Here is a 20,676-nt window from a genome sequence, read left to right as displayed (position 1 = left end):
AATCACCCTAATCCCTAATCCCTAATCCCTAGCATCTTGTCTCGCCAAACTGGCGGCCAGACTTTCGATGGTGCTGGTGCGCTCGTGATCTTGGCGGGGTTTGCGGCCGTTTAGGCTGGACCATGCTGGGTAGGCTCGGGCGGTTGTTAGTTGGGGGGCTAGTTCGCCTTTGCGCCATTGTTGCTCGAGCGGCGTGTCCATTTGAATTCGCTCTTGGGCTGCGTGGCCGCGTAGTTCTAAAGCATTAAGTAAGCGCTGCTGGCGAATAGCTAATAAGCGTAGCGTGGCGTCATTAACCGTGAGCTCGCGTTCGCCGCGCCATTTGCCCTTGATGCGTTCGCCGTAGCTGCGAAAAGTCTGAGTGAAGCCGCCGACTGCGGCGCCCAGTAAGGTGGCGGCACCTAGGCTTAGCCCACCGGTAAACAAGTCGATGCCTGCACCGGTGGCGGCGCCTGCCGCCATGCCGCCGCCGACTTTTACGCCTAACTGCTTCATAGTGGCCGGGTTAAACAAGTCATCGCCCCAGCGACCTTCTTCTAATGGTAAGTCTTGTGCCTCGGCGTCGTCTTTGCGAAACGCATAGAGCTTTAATAATGCCTCAACACATTGCTGTTCCCGTTGGCGTACGTCGCTGTGCAGCTCTTTAATCGCTTCGTCTAACAAGTCGGGGTGTACGCTGCGCCGACCGGCGGCTATATCAATTAACAGCTCGGCGATTAATCGGTGACCGGCTTTGCGCCGCACCTGTACTTGGGCAAGGTTGTGGTCAATTAAGCGTTGTAGGCGCGGGCGCTGGCTATCCAAAACAAGGCTTAAATTTTCATAAAGCCGCTGTTCACCATCGGCGGGCGGGGCCACGCTGTCGAAGCGTACTACCGCATGCAAGCCTAGGCGGGCTAGCACTTCTCGCCAGGCGGCTTCGCGCTGCTCGGGGGCGTTCACAAAGTTCAGCACCGGCAATAACGGTTTGCCGCACATGGCTAAAATGGCCAGCTCATCCCGATATTTCGCCAACACCGGCTCGCGTGAGTCAATCACATAAAAACCCGCATCCGATTGCAGTAATTGGCGTAATACCTTGGCTTCTTGCTCGAAACGCTGAGCCGCTTCACTGCTGTTAAGAAACCGCTGCACTTGTTCTGGGCCATCTAAGCGCTGCTCGGTTTGGGGCAGTTGCTCGATGTATTCATATAGCGCAATGGCATCTTCGAAGCCTGGGGTGTCGTAAAGCTCAATTAACGCTTCGCCATCTACCGACAGCCGCGCGCCCTCTACGTGGCGCGTGGTGCTGGGGCGATGCGAGATAGCACCAAAACCCACATCTCGGGTGAGGGTGCGCAGTAAGGAGGTTTTACCCACATTGGTGTGGCCGACTACCGCCAGGGTTAACGGCGTTGCTTGTTCAGTCATCAGCTTGCTCCAACCTCTTTTTCCGGCTCTTGTTCTAACCAGGCCCAGGGGGCAGTACGACTATGGACTATTTTTAGCTCATCCAGTTGTTCTTGCCAGTTAGTTAAGCGCTCTTTAGGCGCATCAATATCCAGTAACCAGACGCGCGTTTGCGTGGCAGTGCGGGAGAGCTCGGCAATTAAATGCAAGGTGCCCCGATCTGCCGAACGCTGCGGGTTACAGGCAATTAGCAGCCGTGCCGGTGGATGAGCGCTCAGTTGATCGAGCATGTGGCGCCGTTGCTCGCGGGTATCGATCATTCCAGCATCTAGTACGTTTGCTGGGTGCTCTGATGTTAAGTGCTCGGGCGGCCAGCTGATGCTGTCATCCAGTTCAATGGCCAACAATACCGCGGCGTGTCCTGCCAACTGTGAGCCTGTCGTGGTGTGGTGAAGGGCGGAGGGCGCGGCATCCACTACGCCTAGGCGCTCGCTACTTGGCTGTACGCGCTCATGCAGGGGCTGCCAGACGGGATCGTTGGCATTAAATGTTAAGTGCTTAACGCCGCGGCGCCAGCGCCATTCACACAATAAGCTGCAGACTAAGCGCGGCAGAACGCCGTAAATTAACAGCGTGCCCAGCAGCCAGCTGGCCCACACTTGCCGTGCAGGTTCGCCAGCCAAGGCGTGCAGGCTGCTTTGCTGAATTAGCTCGCTGGTGGGTACGGAAAAGCCAAGCCAGGCGGCAGGTATACCCAGATAATGAACCAGCAGCACGAAGGAATCGCTGGCCACTATGGTGGACTCCCACACAAAGCCATAACGACGGGTGGCTAACAGCGCAATTAAGCTGACTAGGGCGCTACTTAAGGTAATTAGCCACCAGCCGTGTAATAAGCGGCCTAAGCCCCAACGCAACAAGTTATGGCGTTGTAATAGCACTAATAATGCCGGTGCTAGCTGTGCCGCCTTGGCATCGCGCGCCAGTTTATTGCTAAGCCAAAGCCAAAGGTGGCTCAGCGGTGAGCTAGTTTGTTTGGCAAATATCATGCCTAAACACCACGCCAGTAAGCTCAGCAGGTTTAAGCCGATTAAGCCAGACAAGGCCCAAAAGATATTAATGGCCTCTGAGTTACCACTGAGTGCGGTTTTCGCCAATACTACGCCAGATAAAATCGCGCTAAAAATCAGCAGCCATAAGGCGAACTTGGCACCTTGCAGCCAGTGTTGCAGTGCAGTGATTAGCCCATCTCGCTTGGCGAGAAACAGCCCGCGCACCTGTAAACGCTCGGCAAGTGAACCTTGCGAGCCACGAGCTTTACGGCAGGCTTCGCTGTCTTCCAGCTGGCCGGTGTGCTCTTCGCGTAACCGCACGGTTTCGCAGAGCCAGAGTGTTTGTAAATGGGAGGTTGAGTCAGTCACAAGCATTCCATTAATCGTAGTAATAGCTCTATTGTGCCTGATAATGGCTGTTGAATAACATTAATGGTGCGCAAATTATTAAAGACTCAAGACTTTTTCGCCACGGAATCCACTGAGCTCACGGAAAAATTAAGATTAAGACCAAAACGAACATTGACTTGGTAAGACCTTACAAGAGATATGCTCTTGACTTGTTGCTCTTCGTCCGTAGTTTTTGTGGATTCCGTGGCAAAAATAGCTTTAGGGGTTGGCTTGTTTCTTTACCGTATAGGCTTGGAGTAAATAAAAAAAGCCGAGCATTTGCTCGGCCTTTTACTATTTCTAGCTATGCGTTATGCGCATCATGTCATGGTAACGAATTCTTCTGCGCCGGTAGGATGTATGGCTACACAGGCGTCGAAGTCTTCTTTGGTGGCGCCCATTTTAACGGCGACCGCGAAGCCTTGTAGAATTTCGTCCATACCAAAACCGATGCCGTGTACGCCAACCACTTTCTCGTTGTCACCCACACACACCAACTTCATCTTGCAGGGCTGGCGGTGTTTGGTCACGGCGGTGTACATAGAGGTAAAGGTAGAGGTGTATACCTTCACTTGGTCGTCGCCATATTCTGCGCGCGCTTCTGGCTCAGACAAACCAAGGGTGCCGATTGGTGGGTGGCTGAATACTACGGTTGGGATCAGTTTATAATCCATTTTAGCGTTGGTTTTGCCGTTGAATAAACGCTCAGATAACTGACGACCCGCTTTAACCGCAACCGGCGTTAGCTCAACGTAGCCGATGTTATCGCCAACCGCATATACGCCATCGGCGCTGGTGTTCTGAAACTCATCAACCTTGATGTAGCCACGCTCATCCGTTGCTACGCCAGCGGCTGCTAAGTTCAGGTTTGCCGTTAGTGGGCGACGGCCGATAGCCCAAATTAAGCAATCTACTTCAAGCTGCTCACCACTTTCTAATGTCAGCAATAAGCTGCCGTCAGCTTGTTTTTTGACGCTTTTCGGTGTCGATTGCGTATGAAGTTTAGGACCTTCGGTAGCCATGGCTTCAACGAGAGTATCGGTAAGAATGGGGTCGAAGTTGCGCAGTGGTGCGTGCTTGCGCACCAGCAAATGGGTGTCTGAACCCAGCGCATTCATCACGCCTGCTAATTCAACGGCAATATAACCCGCGCCCACTACCGCAACGCGCTTAGGCTGCTCGGTAAGCTCGAAGAAACCGTCAGAGTTGATGCCGTGCTCGGCTCCGGGGATCTGCGGAATAACCGGCTCGCCACCGGTGGCAATGGTAATATGATCGGCAGTATATTCTTCGCCGTTTACTACCACGGTGTGGGCATCTTTAAAGCTGGCAAAGCCTTTGATCACGGTAATTTTATTGTTGCCCAGCACCCGGTCGTAAGATTGATGAATGCGGCCAATGTAGGCTTGGCGGCTTTCAACTAGCTTGGTCCAGCTGTGGCCTTTAAGGTCTACATCAAAGCCGTAGTCTTGCGCATACAGCTTAATCGCATCGGCTACTTGGGCGCCGTACCACATTACTTTTTTAGGTACGCAGCCCACGTTTACACAGGTTCCGCCCAAGTCTTTGGCTTCAATTAAAGCCACTTTTTTGCCGTGCATGGCGGCGCGGTTAGCCGATGCAATGCCGCCGCTGCCGCCACCGATAGCGATATAATCAAAATGCTGTGCCATATATAGGCTCCTAACAGAGAAGGTGGGGTGAATATGAGCAAAGAATGGAATACAGCCTAAGCCATCGGCGATTGTACACCAAGCTTGACGCAACAATATGCTCACTAACTGAGCGTTTCCGCCAAGAATTGCTCTTAATAGCCAGTAAAAGCTTGAACATTGCTGCCGCTATCACCATCTTATTAGGGTCTGTTGACCTTTCGAGATTACTTTTGCTGCGGTTTATAGGGCCTTTATATTAAAGCATCGTTTGTGCCATATCGTTATTCTCTGTAAATAAGCAATAACGCAGTAGAAAAGCACCATAAACGCAGCCCTTCGGGTTAGGCTAAACAGGCTTTTCTCTTTGTTGAGAGGATTTTGCTTAGAATGACTAGGCTACAACCCTCTCGCCGCGATAAAAACGTGTCTAGCTCGAACAAAATTTAACCGCGAAAGGTCAACAGACCCTAGTTTCCCCTCGATTGTGTTTGTACCAGTCGATGGCCTAAATACGAAGAGGTATCAAGATGACTAACCCGCTACTGACCATGGATGGCTTACCGCCGTTTAGCCAGATAAAACCAGAACAAGTAAAACCGGCGCTAGAGCACGCCATTAGCGATTGCAAAAAACGGGTAGAAACCGTGTTGGCTCGCGATGAAGATTTTACTTGGGATAACCTGGTTGCGCCATTAGAAGAAGTGGGCGATCGCTTATCCCGCATTTGGTCGCCGGTGAGTCACCTTAACAGCGTATTAAACAGCGATGAACTGCGCTTAGCCTATGAAGAGTGTCTGCCGATGCTGTCTGAATACAGCACGTGGATGGGCCAACACCAAGGCTTGTTTGAGGCGTATCAAAGCTTAGCCAAACGCGATAACTTTAAAAAATTAAGCTTAGCCCAGCAAAAAGAGGTGAATAACACGCTACGTGATTTTCGCCTGTCGGGCATCGCGCTAGAACCCGCACAAAAGCAGCGCTTTGGTGCCATTAAGTCACGGCTATCAGACTTAGGCTCGCGCTTTTCTAACCAAGTGTTAGACGCCACTCAAGCCTGGATTAAACAGGTAACAGACGAAGCACAGTTGGCCGGTTTACCCGAGTCCGCCCAAGCCGCCGCCAAAGCTCAGGCCGAAACTCGCGAGCTAGAAGGCTGGGTATTTACCCTCGATATTCCTTCTTATTTGCCGGTAATGATGTATGCCGATGACGCCAGCCTGCGTGAAGAGCTGTATCGCGCTTATTGCACTCGCGCCTCGGATCAAGGCCCCAATGCCGGTGAGTTTGATAACACCGCCGTTATTGAAGAAACCGTGGCCCTCAAGCAAGAGCTGGCCCAGTTGCTGGGTTATGAAAATTATGCCCAGTTGTCACTGACCACTAAAATGGCCCAGAGCGAACAGCAAGTGTTGGACTTTCTCGACCAGCTAGCCGAACGCTCTTACCCACAAGGTAAGGCTGAGCTTAGTGAACTTACTGAGTTTGCTCGTGAGCACCACGAAGTCGCGCAGTTAAATGCGTGGGACGTGAGCTATTACGGCGAGAAGCTAAAACAGCATAAATACACCATTTCTGATGAAGAACTGCGCCCGTACTTTCCGGCTAACAAGGTGATTCACGGCTTGTTTGAAACCGTAAAGCGTTTGTTTGGCGTTAAGGTTACCGAGCGTTTTGGCGTAGAAGTGTGGCATCCCGATGTGCGCTTCTTCGATATTTGTGGCGAAGACGGCGAGCTGCGCGGCAGTTTCTATCTCGACCTTTATGCCCGCGCTAATAAGCGTGGCGGCGCTTGGATGGATGACTGCATGGGTCGTCGTTACCGTGAAGACGGCAGCTTGCAAAAGCCGGTGGCCTACCTTACGTGTAACTTTAACGGCCCAGTTGGTGACCAACCCGCGTTGTTTACCCATGGCGAAGTAGAAACCCTGTTCCACGAATTTGGTCATGGCATTCACCACATGCTGACCAAGGTTGATGTGGCGGGCGTGGCCGGTATTAATGGCGTGGCATGGGATGCGGTTGAGCTACCCAGCCAGTTTTTAGAAAACTGGTGCTGGCAGCCAGAGGCGCTGGCTTTTATTTCTGGCCACTTTGAAACGGGCGAACCGCTGCCCGCCGATTTGTTAGAGCGTATGTTGGCGGCCCGTAACTTCCATTCGTCGTTGATGATGCTGCGCCAATTAGAGTTCTCACTGTTTGATTTCCGTCTACACATGGCGAAAGACGGTGCAGAACCTGGCCAAGTGCAGGCGATCTTGGATAAGGTGCGCGAGTCGGTGTCGGTATTGCCACCGCCAAGCTTTAACCGTTTTCAGCACGGTTTTTCCCACATTTTTGCCGGCGGTTATGCCGCAGGTTATTACAGCTATAAATGGGCAGAAGTATTGTCGAGCGATGCGTTTTCGCGCTTCGAAGAAGAAGGTATTTTTTGTGCCAAAACGGGCCGTGATTTCTTGCATGCCATTTTGGAGCAAGGCGGTTCTAAAGAGCCCATGGAGCTGTTTAAGCAATTCCGTGGCCGCGAGCCAAAGATAGATGCCTTGTTACGCCACACGGGCATCACGGCTTAACTGATTAGCTGTAAGCTCAAGAAAAGATCCAAGCTTTTCTGGCTCTACGGAGCTGGGGACTTTAGTTTTTGAGTTTAACTTACAGCTGACAGCTTACCGCTGCCCGAAGGGCCCAATTGAACGCTTATAACGGCTGGCCTAGTGTCGGCCGTTTTTAATGGTAATGCAGGATGACCGAACATTTGTTCCCGTTACAGATAGAGTGCGTTGACGAAAGCTTGCAGCGCGAGGCTGAACAACTTCAAGTGGCTATGCAAGGCGTGAGCGCCATGGCGCCCTTTGCCTTGGTATTAACCGAAGGGCGGCTAGAGCTGCGCAAGTTAGATGAGCCCAAGCTGGGTGGTGTGTATGTAGACTTAGCCGAGGGTGCTGCGGCGCATCGGCGCAAGTTTGGTGGCGGTCGCGGCCAGTCTATTGCTAAAGCCATAGGCTTAAAAAAAGGTCATAACCCCAGCGTGGTCGATGGCACGGCGGGATTAGGGCGAGATGCCTTTGTGCTGGCCTCGTTGGGTTGCAAGGTAACCTTGTGCGAGCGCCATCCCGTGGTGCATGCACTGCTGGCGGATGGTTTGCGCCGCGCGGCGCTAGATGCCGACATTGGAGATTGGGTGAGCGAACGGATGCAGCTGTTACCGTTTGGCAAGATATTGGCTGATATTACCGAGCAGCCGGATGTGGTTTATCTGGACCCTATGTTTCCCCATAAGAAAAAAGCGGCCTTGGTAAAAAAAGAAATGCGGGTGTTTCACTCATTAGTGGGGCCAGATTTGGATGCAGATGTACTGCTGCCACAAGCGCTACAATTAGCCCGTGCACGGGTGGTGGTTAAGCGTCCTGGCTATGCCGGTTTTTTGAATGAGATGTCACCGTCGGCACAAATAGAGACTAAAGGTAACCGCTTCGATTTGTACGTGAAGCAAGCTTTAAGCAACAAAGAGTAAGCCCTTCGGGCAGCCTTAAGCGATCAGCAAAAAACAGGGCGGCGAACGATCCTTGTCATACATGCGCAATAGTTAATTTAGTATATACTAATGTTTTGTGGTGACGTCGAGAGGTAAATATCATGGCACAGACACTTAAGCCCCAAGTACTTATGCCTCAGATCAGGGCATTTTTGGACGACAGCAGCGAAACCTTCAGTTATGTGGTATTCGACCAAGCCGGCGGCCACGGGGTGATTATCGACCCGGTATTAAACTTTGATTATGCCTCGGGTCGCACTAGCACTAAGCTTGCCCAGCAGCAGCTGGACTTTGTGGCGGAACAACAACTCACCATCGAATGGATTTTGGAGACGCACGCTCATGCGGATCATCTGTCGGCGGCGCCATTTTTGCGTGATCAGTTGCATGCCAAAATTGGCATTGGCGCACAAATAACCCAGGTACAGAGCATTTTTCGTGAGGTATTTGCCCTCGAGCCAGAATTTAAAGCCGATGGCAGTCAGTTTGATGGCTTGTTTAGCGATGGTGATACGTTAACCGTGGGTCAGTTGCAGATTAGCGTGTTACATAGCCCCGGACATACTCCTGCCGATATAGCTTATCTAATTAATGATCAGGCGGTGTTTGTGGGCGACACCTTGTTTATGCCCGATTTAGGCACCGCGCGATGTGATTTTCCCGGTGGTAGCAGCCAGCAGCTTTATCACTCAATTCAACGCCTGCTAGCCTTGCCACAAGAGACGAATATTTATGTGTGTCACGATTACCCCAAAGAAGGGCGTGAGCATGAATGTCGCACCACGGTGGCCGAGCAACGCGCCAATAATATTCATGTGCGCGATGGCATAGACGAAGCCAGTTTTGTCGCCATGCGTGATAAACGAGATGCCACACTGGGCATGCCGCGACTGATTTTGCCGTCCATTCAAGTCAATATTCGCGCTGGCGAAATGCCCCCCGCCGATAAGCAAGGCAAGGTGTTTCTTAAACTGCCAATAAATGCGTTGTAAACACAGCTGTCAGCGTTAAGCCGTCAGCGATCAGCCTAAAAATATATACAGTACCCTGTAGGCCTGCGTTTGAGCTGCACTGCAGGCTCGTTTGTTGTGGCCCTGTACTGACAGCGTACGGTTGTCAGTTTTGTAGTGGCTTTTATCTGACCGCTTAAAGCTTACGGCTTATAGCTCCCCGAAGGGGTTAGCATATCGGTAATGGTGCTGGCTTGGCCGCGAATGCGCTCTACTACTTGTCCTGCGCGCTGTGATACTTGGGTTGATTGTAATTTAAGCTCATCCATCAGGCTCATAAAGCGATTGAGCTCGGCGGCTTGACTGTCTGCGTGGCCCGCGCCTTGTTCGGCTACCAAAGTAGTGGCCTCAGACGTGGTGCGCACTTGTTCGGTGACGGCCATTAGCGTTTGCGCCTGATCGTGTTGCGTTTCGGCGGCATGCATCATGTTACTAATGGTGTGATTAAGCTCGTCGCTGGCCAAGCGCAGTCGGCCCATAATATTGCTGATTTCGCTAAGCGATCCTTGAGTATTACCAGATAGCTTGCGTACCTCATCGGCCACCACGGCAAACCCTCGACCTTGCTCACCGGCCCGTGCTGCTTCAATGGCGGCATTCAATGCCAGCAAATTAGTTTGTTCGGCAATTTGCTGTATCACCCCAATAATGGCTGAGGCATCTTTCACCGAGGTGGCTAAACTATCCAGCGCCCGCTGGCCCGTGCTGGCCGCTTCTTGGCTTTGTTGGGCGGTGCATACTAGTTGTTCTACTTTTTCTTTGCTCACGCCCATGGCCTGCAAGTTATCGCGCGCCGTAAGGGCTATCTCGTCGGTGGCTTGGCGCATTTGCTGTGCAAGGTGATTTAGCTCATCCACCATGTGCACGCTGCCACTCATGGTGTGATCGGTGGTTTGGGTGTGCTGCTGAATATCCAGCACTTCTTCTACCATGTGCTCTAGCGCCGTAGATACATGCCTAAGCTGCTCAGACCGAGCCTGTTGTTGATGTTGTAACTGTTGGATCAGGCCATTAAAGCTGGTGGCAATTTGTCCTAGCTCGCTATTGGGGTGCGTTATGGTTAATGGGGTAAGTTGACCGGTTTGCAGCAAGCGGGCAAAGGCATCACCCAGCTGATGCAGGCGCTTAACGACTAATTGGCGCTGAAAGCCATAGCTGAGTAACGCAAACAGCAGCAGGGTGAGGCACAGACCAAACAGCAGAGCAGTTAATTGCTGGTAGTGGGCTACACGTGTGGTTTCTTGCTGTGCGACCAGCTGGTCTAGCTCTTGCTCTATAGCAATAAGGCTGGTGTTGAGTGCGTTGGCGGCTTGGCTGCGTAACGCCAAGTTATCTTCGGTATTGCTTAGCTCTTTAGGGTAGCGGCGCAGAAGGCTTTGTACTTCTCGCTTTGGGCCGTCGCCTATTTCTATCGGTTTGGGTTTGCGCAGCGCAAATTCGTCGGCTTCGGGTTGCTGATAAATACTCAGTAGTGGCAGATCGTTAAGCTGAGCGGCCTGCAGGTTGAGTTCGTTAAGCTGAAAGTCGAGAGCGGCTTTTAGGCTGGATCCGTCGTTATTGGCATGGCTATTAATATAGTTCTGGCGCAAGTGAATTAGTTTGGGCAGGGCGGCCAGCATGGCGGTTGCTGTCCCTTGGTACTGAGTGGCTAGCTGATGCCGACTGTCGGTATAAGGTAGGTCGGCATAACGGATCAGGGTTCTTAGGTTGTCGGCTAGCTCTTGCTCGGCGTATTGCAATAGTTGTTGGCTGTTACCGGATAGTTTGCCTGCTGCGCGAAAGTCGAGGCGCAATTGCTGCTCAAGATGAGCCACCGCCTGTTGAGCCGAATCGGCATCGGGGTAAGATGCCAGCACCGTGTTAATGGTGGTGAGCTGTTGCTCGGCAGTGGTCAGCAGGCTGTTATCGCCGGTGGTTAAATAGGCGGTAATGGTGCGGTACAAGTCAAGGTTTGCGGTACGGCGCAGTTGCTCTACTTCGGCTCGAGAGTGCTCACCTTGGCGTAACCGTTGATCTGCCAAATAGAGGCTAGCGGCAAGAATAAGCGCCAGCGCCATTAATAGCAGCGAAGATAACCACGAAAACACAGATACTTTCATTAGCCAAACCCCAATAACTTCTTATGTTGGGCAGAGTAAGGCAATTAGGTGACAGTTTTATGATAGGAGCCGCTGTCAGGGGTAAGCCGTAAGCTGTCAGCCAAGGATAAACAATAAACACCATACCCTGTAGCCTAGCGCGATCGCTGCGGGTGCTGTGAAGCAGAATGGTTTGATAGTTACCTGAACTGACAGCTGACAGCTGACAGCTGTGTTACAGTTTTTATCAGTTCTTTATGCAGTTGCTGTGCGTACAGGGGGGCGGTGTCGATAAGTTCGATCCGTCCCTCTTTCTGGGCGGCGATGCGATATATCGTTAGTTGCTCGTCCACCTTATTAAAAGCGCGCCAGCCATCTGCGGTGCGTAATACCGCTTTTAAGCGGGCGACGTTTTGCGCTCGGCAAAATGCTTCTACGGCGCTTAAATCAAAACACACTTCATCTAAAAAACGCCAACCAATGGAATAGTGATCTTGGCCCAGATTGCTGTAACGCCGCCAAGGTTGGGCGCGACTGAGCCGTGGTTCCGGACTGGCAATAAGCGGCCGCGGGCTATTAGCGGCATGGGCTGCTGGCGCGGCGGCCTTACGCGCTTGGCTATGAGTGGCGTGCAACCAGTTAAGGTCGAGCTGACCTTGGCTAACGGTGACCGATTGTTGCGCGGGTTGGCCATTAAACAAGCCCTGTTTAATGGCCTCTTGTAAGTGGCTCACTTGCTCTGGCGTACTGACATCTGCTTTATTAATGACAATGACATCGGCGAGCGCGAGCTGATCTTGATAAGTGTCGTGTTCTTGATAACGAGCTTGTGCAAACTGGCGCGGATCGACCACACAAAACGTGGCACCTAGCTGTAATACATCTTGGTAATGTTCTGCGGTGAGGGTCTTTAAAATTTGGCTGGGATGGCCCAACCCGCTGGGTTCAATAAATAACCGATCTGGTTTGGCTTTATGCAGTAGCGCATTAAGGCCAATTTGAAACGGTAAACCAGACACACAGCACAAGCAACCGCCTGGCACTTCTTTGATCATGGCGCCTTGTTCGGTTAACAAGGCACCGTCGATACCCACTTCACCAAATTCATTCACCAAAATGGCCCAGCGCTCATGCTCCGGTTTATTGGCTAATAAATGGCGCAGCAGCGTGGTTTTGCCAGTACCCAAAAAGCCCATCACAAGGTGGGTGGTTACAGGAGAGGTCATAGTGGAGTCCGCGAATGAGTTTTTGTTATCTTATAACAATATCGGCGGGGTTGTCATACAAAACGAAGGGCAGAGGAAGACAGCTGTAAGTTATACGCCGTACGCTTTACGTAAAAACCAACACGGGAACATCCTGTTTTTTAACGTAGGGCGTACAGCGTAATACTTGGTTACGGCTGAATAAGCAGTCGGCCTTTAAGCTTGCCAGCCAGTAGGTCGTGGGCGGCCTGAATGCTTTGTTCTAAGGTGTACACTTCGCTTTGTTCTTCAAAGTCTAGCGGTAGGCTGTCTTGCAGACGTTGCCACGCTTCGATGCGGGTGGCGGTTGATGCATAAACAGAGTCGATACCCAACAATTGCACACCGCGCAAAATAAAGGGCATGACCGTGGTATTTAACGCAACGCCACCTGCTAGGCCACAGGCTGTTACGGCACCGTTCATCTTGGTTTGGCTTAAAATTCTGGACAGGGTACGACCACCGACCGCATCTATGGCACCGGCCCAGCGTTGAGATTCTAGTGCCGCTGGCTCTTTATCAAACTCGGCACGGTCGATAACTTCGCTGGCTCCAAGCTGTCGCAGCCAATCGCAGTGCTGGCGCCGGCCAGTTTCGGCATGCACCTCAAAACCGGCCTTGGCCAGCAGCCGTACGGCAATGGAGCCCACGCCACCGGTGGCACCGGTCACTAAGATAGGGCCTTGGTCTGGCTTAATGCCAGCGCGTTCTAGTGCCATAAATGACAACATGGCGGTGAGGCCGGCGGTACCAATGGCCATGGCACGCTTAGCGCTCATGGTGCCGGGTAAGGGCACCAGCCATTCGCCTTTCACACAGGCCTTTTCTGCTATGCCGCCCCAATATTTTTCACCTACGCCCCAACCGGTAAGAATCACTTCATCCCCAACCTGATGGTTGGGATGGTCTGACGCCAACACAGTACCGGCAAAATCGATGCCGGGCACCATGGGCCATTGGCGAACGATTTTGCCCTTGCCAGTAATGGCCATGGCATCTTTGTAGTTAAGGCTGGAATAGTCCACCTTCACTAACACATCACCAGTGGTAAGCTGATTTTCGTTAAGGCGCTGCACGCTGGCCTTAGTCTCTTTACCTAACTCTTCTAATAGCAGGGCATTAAACATTATATTTCTCCTGGCACGGTTTCCTGTCAACCAGTGTAAAGGGCGTTTTGCCGATTGCTATGGCCCAAGTCGGCAAAATTGTGATTCTGTGAGCTTGGCAAGGCTACAATGGTGATAGGTAATACGTGAAGTGTGAGCTGTAGCAGATAACTCCCCACCAGCACTCCAAGTTCCATACATTTTACCGCTCACTTTTATGTTTATGCCCCAACCATTTTTCATTTAGCCATAGCGAGGCGATAATCATTAGCCCTCCTATCCCTAGCCTTAGCAGGTCGGCGTCTCGGTTCCAAATAACTAAATTAACCAGCAAGCCTGCGGGCACCAAGGCGTTATTCATAATGGCCAAGGCGCCTGCGTTAACCAACGTGGCGCCTTTGTTCCACAAGAAATAACCCGCTCCCGAAGCGCCGACACCCAGCCATAATAAAATGCTCCATTGCAGACCGGATGTTGGGTATTTTTCACCACCAAGCAGCAACCAAGCGGGCAACACGACCGCCAGTGCGCCAAGGTAAAAATAACCAAATAACCGATGTTGCGGCGAGTGGTGTGGGTGGCGCTCCATTAGCACCTTGTAACCGACTTGGCCTAAGGCAAAGCACAGGTTAGCGCCCTGTACTACGGCAAAGCCCAGCCAATAATCATGAGATAAGCCGTTAAAGCGAATAACCAGCGCCCCCACCACAGCCAAGCCAGCCGTGAGTAAGTAGCCTGGGTTAAAGCGTCGGTGCAGCAGGTCGTAAATAAGGGTGACGTAAATGGGGGTAAGTACGGTGAAAATGAGTACTTCTGGCACCGTTAGCAGCAAAAATGACTGATAGTAGAATAGATACATCAGCCCCAGTTGCAGGGCGCCACACGCCATTAGCCCTAAGGCTAGACGAGGAGGCTGGCGCCAGTGCATAAAGGGCATAAATAGCAAAGTTGCCATTAAAATGCGGCTAAATACCGAGAAGTAGCTATCAACGGCACCGGCAAGGTATACGCCAATTAAGCTAAAAGAAAAGGCCCATAGCAGGGTTACGGCAACTAAATAAGGCATGAGAAATAGGCTGAAGTGAGTAAAGATGGGCGCGATAATAGCAAAAAAGACTTAGAACAGCTGTAAGCCGTCAGCTTTCAGCGATCAGTTAAGGGCCATTGCCAAACCGACAAAATAAAACATAAGGGCATTTTTGCCACGGAATCCACGGAAAAATAGAGATAAGAGCAGAAAGTGGCAAAGCCTGATAAAAGACTCTTATTGGTAAAAGCTAAATACCAGTTCATCAAAGAGCGAGCTCTTACCAATAGTAAGCCTTTATCCCTGTTACTTGTCGATCTTATCTCATCTTAATTTTTCCGCGTCTTCCGCGTTCTTCCGTTGCCAAAATAGCTCTGGCTCTTAGGTCTAAAAAGTTTAAGACTAATCTGCAACGGAATCCACTGAACCCACGGAAAATAGTGATCAGATCTGAAAGGGATCACTAATGGTAAGAGCCAAAACAGAACATCAGAGATCGAGCTCGTACCATTAATAAATCTTTGTCGCTTGTGAGCTCTTCCGTGAGTTTTGTGGCAAAAAATATTTAGTCTTTAAAGCCAGACTGTTAATGCAAGGCTGCGTTTGTCTTTAGCGGATCGCGTACGGCGTAAAGCTTACAGCGACTTTCAAGAGGTAGGCATAAAAAAAGCCGGTGCAATGCACCGGCTTGGGACCAATTTCAGGTTTGTCATAAAGGAGAGCATGACGTCCCTAAACAAGGTGGTTAACACCACACGCAGAACTTTAAGGCTTGATGCCTGTAAAGAGGTTGTCAGCGTGATTACTGACGCCGTCAGGTCGAAAATATTCTGTTGGTATTGCCACCGCCGAATTACCTCGAATAATTCGTTAGCAACAATAGACAGGTAGTACCCCCCATGATGCCACCATGCCCAGAACCTTGTTGACCCGACAGCCAGATACATTACTGCTTCACGCCGACGATAAACTTGTCTATGAGGGGCATTCTATGGTCTGATCACTTATGTAAAAAATGAATTATCAACATAAAGCTATGGTTAATATCGATGAATAACCTGTATCAACGGCTCGATCTGAATTTACTGCGCGTATTCGACGTGCTTATGCATAGCCGCAATGTTACGCGTGCCGCAGAGCAACTTAACTTATCTCAGTCTACCGTTAGTCATGCGCTGGCTAGGCTGCGCCAAGCACTGGACGATCCGCTGTTTGTGATGACCCGCAAAGAAATGCGGCCAACCCAACGTGCGCTAGCGTTAGCGGCCCCCGTGCGCCAAGCACTTGCGCTGCTTGAGCAAGGGGTGCGGCAGTCAGCAAGTTTTGACCCCGCCATATCGGCGCGTACCTTTCGGATCGCGGTGCCGTCTTCTATTGAACATGGGGCGGTGCCACAGTTGGTGGAGTTGCTGCATCAGCGTGCCCCCAGTTGCCGATTAGCGGTAACCGAGCTAATACACTCTGACTACGAAGATAGCCTATCGCGGGGGGGAATGGATTTGGTGGTGGCGTTTGCCGACGGCGCTCACCTTTCGTCTCGGTTGCGCGTTGATCCTTGGTTTGATAATCCCATGGTTTGTTTATCGGCCCAAGGCAGTGGTTTGCCGGAATGCTTGTCTGCGGAGCAGCTAGTAAGCTGGAGCCATGTATCTACATCGACGTGGGGTCACAACCAAACGTTGGTAGAGCAGTGGCTGAAAGGAAAAGGATTAGAAAGACATATTGCGGTATGGGTCCCAAGCTTTGAGGCGTTGCCTAAGCTGCTGGCCACGGGACGTTATTTAGCCATGGTGCCTGAGCTGATAGCCCGAGATTTTTGTCACTATTATCCGTTGCAACAACATAGCTTAAGCGAGTCGTTGCGCAGTACTTACATATTGGCCCAGCACCCGTTAACCGAGTTTGATCCGGCACTTAGCTGGTTTCGCCAGTTGCTGGCAGAAGTGGGCGACCGGCTACGCCAATCGCCCTAAAGGACCGTTATTTTTAGACTGCGGCGCTGTTATTAAGCAACGCTACTTTTTAGGTAAAGGCACTACCAGCAAATCGCAGGGTACGGTATTCATCAGCTGGCGAGCAGAAGAGGTTAGTAGACTCCAAAAACTCTGCTCGTGGCCACAAATCAGTAGGTCAACGCCGTGCTGCTCAACGGCTTCGTTTACCTTAAGCGTGAGATCACCACAAATTACCAGCTTCTTCTCGATGGGGTAATCAATGTTTCCGATATACTCTTCGAGTCGCTGCTTAGCGTCGGCCACTACCTGATCCTGAATATTGTCGATATCGATGTCGATCATCTCGGTATACAGGTCTTTAAGATCCACATCCACATGAATGACGGACAGTTTGGCGTTGTTAGCCCGTGCGCGATCGACGGCCTTGGCAATCACTTTGCGATTGCTTTCGGACATGTCGACCGCCGCCAGTATGTGTTGATATTGGTAGGGTTCGTTCATGGCACCTCTCCTTTTTTTAAAGTTTATCAATCCATTACTAGATAAACCGTGAGCTGTATGGAATTTCATAACCTTCGCAGCATAGGCTAAAAAACGGTTGCTAGACAAGGGCCATCGCGTAGTCCAATAGTCTGATAAGGGAGCGCCGTACGCTTTACGTCGTACGCTATCAGTAAAAACGGCGGTGTTTGCTTTTAACGTATGGCGTACGACGTAAAGCGTATAGCTGTATTTATTCCTTACGCTGTTGTAGCAGTGTGCTAAGCGAAGCTATTTCTGCGCGTAGGTCGGCCACTTCTTGATGCAAGCTATTTAGGTGAGTGGTGACCTCTAGGCGATATTGGTTATCGTTGGCCTTTTGTTGTTTTTCTGTTTCTTTGGCTTTGGGTGTTAATAGCGTTGACGCCACTAGGCCCGAGATACCAGCAAAAATCGACACACCGGTAAAAATAACGACCGCAGAAATGACTCTTCCTGCGGTGCTGATTGGGTAATAGTCGCCGTAGCCGACGGTGGATATGGTGACCAGCGCCCACCAAATAGCATCTTCGGCGGTTTCTATATTTGACCCTTCATGGCCAGCTTCGGTCATAAGAATAGCGATGGCACTACCGCCTAGTACTATCAGTAGAATCAACAGCATAGACGCTAGCATGGTGCTTTCGCTGTGCTTTAATAGATGGCGAATGACTTGATTCGCTACCCGCAACATACGCAACACCCGCAACACCTGAAAAATTCGTCCATAACGGAAGATATCTACGGCGGGAATAGACGCAATAAAATCAATCCAGTGGATACTCAAAAACTGCTTTTTATTTTTCGCACTAAATAAGCCATAAAAAAAATGACTCAGTAATATCAAGCAGATACCGGTATCAAGCTTAAGCAGTAACTCTTTTTCCGACTCAGAAAACGGGCCAAACTGGTGCAGTACGATGATCACCACCGAAATAATGGATAACACCATCATCACTAAATCGAAGGCATTGGGCGGTAAAACGCGTACTTTGGTTTCCACGAGCGATCCTATTCGTTGTTAATTGTTATAGAGGGATATCAAAGCTCGGCCCGCAACAAATATCGTCGTGGCGTATGCTCAATAGCCGTAAAGGTCCCTAAGTTTACGCGATAACCTTGCTCTTCTAAAAATAAAGCGCGGTCTAGCAACAGCCATAGTTCCAACAAATAGCGATAACGGTGGCGTACTAGCTCAATGCGTTTTACTAGCAAACGACGCTGGTCGGCCAATGCCAGCCAATGTTGACTATCAATCGCCTTAGGCATGGTTAGGCCTTTTTGTGTGCCAGCAAAGTGCGCAAATTCGGCAAAATCACCACTCAGTAAGCGCTTAGGGAAGGTGGGCAAAGGTAAGTAGTGTGGCTGCCCGCTAAGGTGTTGCTGCAGCTCATCGAACGCTAACCGCCACGTTAGCTCAATGTGGCGCAGGCGACGCACTCGCTCTCCGCCAGTTACCTGCTGTTGCAAAGGCAGGCGTAGGCTGTGGCGATCCAGCTTTAAGTCTTGCTGCTGACCGGCCTGCGACAGCGGGCGATAAACATCACTCTCAATAAGATGGTAGCAACAAGGCGACAGCGCTAATTGTTGAGTGCCGGCCTGTGCGGCGTGGCGTAAAAAACGCAAGTGTAGCTCGCCGCAGGCATGTAAGGCCACCGCCAGCTGTTGTGGTTGAAATAACTCGGCGGCGTCGGTATCCAGTGCGTTAGCACAGTGAAAGTGGTGTTTAAGGCCCAGCTGTAAGGCAAGTTGCTCGCCCTGAATGCATAAATCTGCGCTCCACTCTAGGCTGGTTACAGAAGGCGCCCCTTGTTGGGCCAGCAAACGGCCTAAGTGCCCCTTGCCCGCACACCATTCTAAAACGGGGTGGGTGTCTCTGGGCACATTGGCGGCAAAGTCCTTTATTTGTGCCCATTTTCGCCCACCAATGCCATTACTCCAGCGCGGTGTGGCGTAATCCGTTGCGCGTTCTAGCTCGGGCAAGCTCAAGGCGTGGGCCGCTGCCGTGTGTGGCCGCATGGGCGCTAACCAGGCAAGGGCGGCGGCATCGTCTTGGTCTAGGGCGTCTATCTGCGCTTCATCTAGCGCCATTAGCATGGGGGCTAGCTCGGGCCAAGGTAGCTCGGTGCAGCTAAAAGGGGTGTGCTGCCAGTCGCCGCGGGCTTGATGCAACAGGGTGCTTAGTTGTTGAAATTGTTCGGCAAGAATACTCATGGCGCGGATTATAACCTTGGGGCACAGTCTTACGCCATACGCCATACGCCATACGTTCTGCGTCTTACGCTGTACGCCTTACGTTTACAGACAAACGCTGGCCTTTTGTTCAGCTTGGCGCTGACTTTGTCGTTACGCCTAGCGTCTTACGACGTACAGCGTGAGCGTATGACGTAAAGCTTTGTGTTCGCGGCATAGCCGTGGGGCGGTGCGACCGTTAGAATAGCGCTTTGTCGATAATAACAGTGTGGAAATCAATGAAAGCGTGGGATGTAATTGTCATTGGTGCCGGAGCCGCCGGTTTGATGTGTGCCGCCGAGGCAGGTAAGCGGGGCCGTCGTGTGCTGCTGCTTGATCACGGCAAACGTATTGGTCGTAAAATTATTATGTCGGGCGGCGGTCGTTGTAACTTCACCAATTATTTCATCGAACCCAGCGCTTTTTTATGTGAAAACCCGCACTTTGTTAAGTCGGCACTGGCTCGCTACACCCAGTGGGACTTTATTGCCTTAGTTGAAAAACACGGCATTGCCTATCACGAAAAAACCTTAGGTCAGCTATTTTGTGACGACTCGGCGCAGAACATCGTCGATATGCTGATAAAAGAGTGCGAAACCGCCGGCGTTACTATCAAGTTACGTAGCAATATAGACAGTGTGGATCAGTTAGGAGCAGGGTTTTCTGTAACTACCAATGATGATCAGTACAGCTGTCAGTCGTTAGTGGTGGCTAGCGGTGGGTTGTCGATGCCTAAAATTGGTGCTTCGGCCTTTGGTTATAAACTGGCAGAACAATTTGGCTTAAAAGTACTACCTACTCGCGCCGGTTTGGTGCCTTTCACCTTGCAGCCAGAAGACAAAGCGACCCTAGAGCCGCTAGCGGGCGTGTCTTTACCGGTGGTAGCCGAAAGTGAAGACGGTACTCGCTTTAGTGAAAACTTATTGTTTACGCACCGCGGCGTGTCTGGGCCGGCGGTGCTACAAATTTCCTCTTATTGGCAAGCGGGCGAACCGGTGCGGTTCGAGCTGTTACCGGCCGGTCGACTCGCGCAAGGTATTAGCGATCACCCTAACCAAGAGCTAAAAACTTGGCTGGGACATCAGTTGCCTAAACGGCTGGTTGAGGCCTTGTTGGCTAGAGAGGAATGGACGCGCGCTAACATCACCAATAAACCGCTAAAGCAATATGTGCCGAAAGAAGTCGCAGTCATCGAGCAATTGCTAAGTGCGTGGCCGCTAAAGCCCGGTGGCACCGAGGGCTATCGCACCGCCGAAGTCACCTTAGGTGGGGTGGATACAGACGAGTTGTCCTCTAAGACTATGATGGCCAAGAAAGTGCCTAATTTGTACTTTATCGGTGAAGTGGTCGACGTAACCGGTTGGCTAGGGGGCTACAATTTTCAGTGGTCTTGGAGCGCCGGCTGGAGCGCTGGGCAAGTGGTTTAAATGTGCACTAACAATAAAGTTTGTACATTAAAGAAAAAGTTTGTACATAAAGCGATTTTG

Annotated in this window: 15 protein-coding genes; 5 read left to right on the top strand and 10 right to left on the bottom strand. The window is 51.2% G+C overall.

What is annotated here, in order from left to right:
- Positions 1–21: 21 nt before the first annotated feature.
- From ACFQ1C_RS04950 to gorA, 3 genes are all read right to left on the bottom strand, one after another.
- The gene (locus ACFQ1C_RS04950; RefSeq protein WP_379557427.1) at positions 22–1,410 is read right to left on the bottom strand and encodes a DUF3482 domain-containing protein; all 1,389 of its coding nucleotides are present in this window, start codon (positions 1,408–1,410) and stop codon (positions 22–24) included.
- Entirely contained in the window at positions 1,410–2,810 is a 1,401-nt protein-coding gene (locus ACFQ1C_RS04945) for a DUF2868 domain-containing protein (protein ID WP_379557426.1), read from the bottom strand. The genes ACFQ1C_RS04950 and ACFQ1C_RS04945 overlap by 1 nt, the downstream gene beginning before the upstream one ends.
- Positions 2,811–3,151: 341 nt before the next feature.
- Positions 3,152–4,504: a glutathione-disulfide reductase gene (gene gorA, locus ACFQ1C_RS04940; protein WP_379557425.1), complete on the bottom strand. Its 1,353-nt coding sequence runs from the start codon at positions 4,502–4,504 to the stop codon at positions 3,152–3,154.
- 509 nt (positions 4,505–5,013) lie between these two features.
- On the opposite strand from gorA, the gene prlC reads away from it, so the two are divergent.
- From prlC to ACFQ1C_RS04925, 3 genes are all read left to right on the top strand, one after another.
- On the top strand, positions 5,014–7,056 hold the full coding sequence (gene prlC / locus ACFQ1C_RS04935) for an oligopeptidase A (protein WP_379557424.1): 2,043 nt from the start codon (positions 5,014–5,016) through the stop codon (positions 7,054–7,056).
- A 251-nt stretch (positions 7,057–7,307) separates the two neighbouring features.
- Positions 7,308–7,997, top strand: a complete 690-nt coding sequence (locus tag ACFQ1C_RS04930; protein WP_379557465.1) for a class I SAM-dependent methyltransferase — start codon at positions 7,308–7,310, stop codon at positions 7,995–7,997.
- A 122-nt stretch (positions 7,998–8,119) separates the two neighbouring features.
- Entirely contained in the window at positions 8,120–9,010 is an 891-nt protein-coding gene (locus ACFQ1C_RS04925; protein WP_379557423.1) for an MBL fold metallo-hydrolase, read from the top strand.
- Between the two features lie 161 nt (positions 9,011–9,171).
- On the opposite strand, the gene ACFQ1C_RS04920 is transcribed toward ACFQ1C_RS04925, so the two are convergent.
- The 4 genes from ACFQ1C_RS04920 to ACFQ1C_RS04905 all read right to left on the bottom strand — a co-directional run bounded on the left by ACFQ1C_RS04920 (position 9,172) and on the right by ACFQ1C_RS04905 (position 14,522).
- A complete protein-coding gene (locus tag ACFQ1C_RS04920) occupies positions 9,172–11,127 on the bottom strand; it encodes a methyl-accepting chemotaxis protein (RefSeq protein WP_379557422.1) in 1,956 nt (651 codons plus the stop codon).
- Positions 11,128–11,306: 179 nt separating this feature from the next.
- Positions 11,307–12,332 carry a CobW family GTP-binding protein gene (locus ACFQ1C_RS04915; protein ID WP_379557421.1) on the bottom strand — a complete coding sequence of 342 codons (1,026 nt, stop codon included), beginning with the start codon at positions 12,330–12,332 and terminating at the stop codon, positions 11,307–11,309.
- Between the two features lie 170 nt (positions 12,333–12,502).
- Positions 12,503–13,477, bottom strand: a complete 975-nt coding sequence (gene acuI, locus ACFQ1C_RS04910; RefSeq protein WP_379557420.1) for an acrylyl-CoA reductase (NADPH) — start codon at positions 13,475–13,477, stop codon at positions 12,503–12,505.
- Positions 13,478–13,658: 181 nt separating this feature from the next.
- The gene (locus ACFQ1C_RS04905) at positions 13,659–14,522 is read right to left on the bottom strand and encodes a carboxylate/amino acid/amine transporter (protein WP_379557419.1); all 864 of its coding nucleotides are present in this window, start codon (positions 14,520–14,522) and stop codon (positions 13,659–13,661) included.
- A 1,010-nt stretch (positions 14,523–15,532) separates the two neighbouring features.
- On the opposite strand from ACFQ1C_RS04905, the gene ACFQ1C_RS04900 reads away from it, so the two are divergent.
- Entirely contained in the window at positions 15,533–16,456 is a 924-nt protein-coding gene (locus ACFQ1C_RS04900) for a LysR family transcriptional regulator (protein WP_379557418.1), read from the top strand.
- A gap of 42 nt (positions 16,457–16,498) precedes the next feature.
- Here ACFQ1C_RS04900 and ACFQ1C_RS04895 read toward each other — a convergent pair whose 3' ends face one another.
- The 3 genes from ACFQ1C_RS04895 to ACFQ1C_RS04885 all read right to left on the bottom strand — a co-directional run bounded on the left by ACFQ1C_RS04895 (position 16,499) and on the right by ACFQ1C_RS04885 (position 19,171).
- Positions 16,499–16,939 (bottom strand): universal stress protein, encoded by a 441-nt coding sequence (locus ACFQ1C_RS04895; RefSeq protein ID WP_379557417.1) that lies wholly within the window; start codon positions 16,937–16,939, stop codon positions 16,499–16,501.
- 232 nt (positions 16,940–17,171) lie between these two features.
- Positions 17,172–17,960, bottom strand: coding sequence for a potassium channel family protein (locus ACFQ1C_RS04890; RefSeq protein WP_379557416.1), 789 nt, complete (start codon positions 17,958–17,960; stop codon positions 17,172–17,174).
- A gap of 38 nt (positions 17,961–17,998) precedes the next feature.
- Complete coding sequence (locus ACFQ1C_RS04885; protein WP_379557415.1) at positions 17,999–19,171, bottom strand: methyltransferase; 1,173 nt, start codon at positions 19,169–19,171, stop codon at positions 17,999–18,001.
- 257 nt (positions 19,172–19,428) lie between these two features.
- Between ACFQ1C_RS04885 and ACFQ1C_RS04880 the strand changes: the two genes are divergently transcribed.
- Entirely contained in the window at positions 19,429–20,616 is a 1,188-nt protein-coding gene (locus tag ACFQ1C_RS04880) for a BaiN/RdsA family NAD(P)/FAD-dependent oxidoreductase (protein WP_379557414.1), read from the top strand.
- Positions 20,617–20,676: the final 60 nt, after the last annotated feature.

It is taken from the genome of Oceanisphaera ostreae (assembly GCF_042676125.1).
Lineage (GTDB): Bacteria > Pseudomonadota > Gammaproteobacteria > Enterobacterales > Aeromonadaceae > Oceanimonas > Oceanimonas ostreae.
The sequence above is the reverse complement of the archived record's forward strand: the minus strand, read 5'-3'. Positions and strand labels throughout refer to the sequence as shown.

What these genes read in the sequence shown, in the direction of transcription:
- ACFQ1C_RS04880 (WP_379557414.1), top strand. Translation starts at nt 19,429, where the DNA reads ATGAAAGCGTGGGATGTAATTGTCATTGGTGCCGGAGCCGCCGGTTTG.
- ACFQ1C_RS04915 (WP_379557421.1), bottom strand. Translation starts at nt 12,332, where the DNA reads ATGACCTCTCCTGTAACCACCCACCTTGTGATGGGCTTTTTGGGTACT.
- ACFQ1C_RS04900 (WP_379557418.1), top strand. Translation starts at nt 15,533, where the DNA reads ATGAATAACCTGTATCAACGGCTCGATCTGAATTTACTGCGCGTATTC.
- ACFQ1C_RS04905 (WP_379557419.1), bottom strand. Translation starts at nt 14,522, where the DNA reads ATGCCTTATTTAGTTGCCGTAACCCTGCTATGGGCCTTTTCTTTTAGC.
- ACFQ1C_RS04895 (WP_379557417.1), bottom strand. Translation starts at nt 16,939, where the DNA reads ATGAACGAACCCTACCAATATCAACACATACTGGCGGCGGTCGACATG.
- ACFQ1C_RS04930 (WP_379557465.1), top strand. Translation starts at nt 7,308, where the DNA reads ATGCAAGGCGTGAGCGCCATGGCGCCCTTTGCCTTGGTATTAACCGAA.
- ACFQ1C_RS04925 (WP_379557423.1), top strand. Translation starts at nt 8,120, where the DNA reads ATGGCACAGACACTTAAGCCCCAAGTACTTATGCCTCAGATCAGGGCA.
- acuI (WP_379557420.1), bottom strand. Translation starts at nt 13,477, where the DNA reads ATGTTTAATGCCCTGCTATTAGAAGAGTTAGGTAAAGAGACTAAGGCC.
- ACFQ1C_RS04885 (WP_379557415.1), bottom strand. Translation starts at nt 19,171, where the DNA reads ATGAGTATTCTTGCCGAACAATTTCAACAACTAAGCACCCTGTTGCAT.
- prlC (WP_379557424.1), top strand. Translation starts at nt 5,014, where the DNA reads ATGACTAACCCGCTACTGACCATGGATGGCTTACCGCCGTTTAGCCAG.
- ACFQ1C_RS04920 (WP_379557422.1), bottom strand. Translation starts at nt 11,127, where the DNA reads ATGAAAGTATCTGTGTTTTCGTGGTTATCTTCGCTGCTATTAATGGCG.
- ACFQ1C_RS04950 (WP_379557427.1), bottom strand. Translation starts at nt 1,410, where the DNA reads ATGACTGAACAAGCAACGCCGTTAACCCTGGCGGTAGTCGGCCACACC.
- gorA (WP_379557425.1), bottom strand. Translation starts at nt 4,504, where the DNA reads ATGGCACAGCATTTTGATTATATCGCTATCGGTGGCGGCAGCGGCGGC.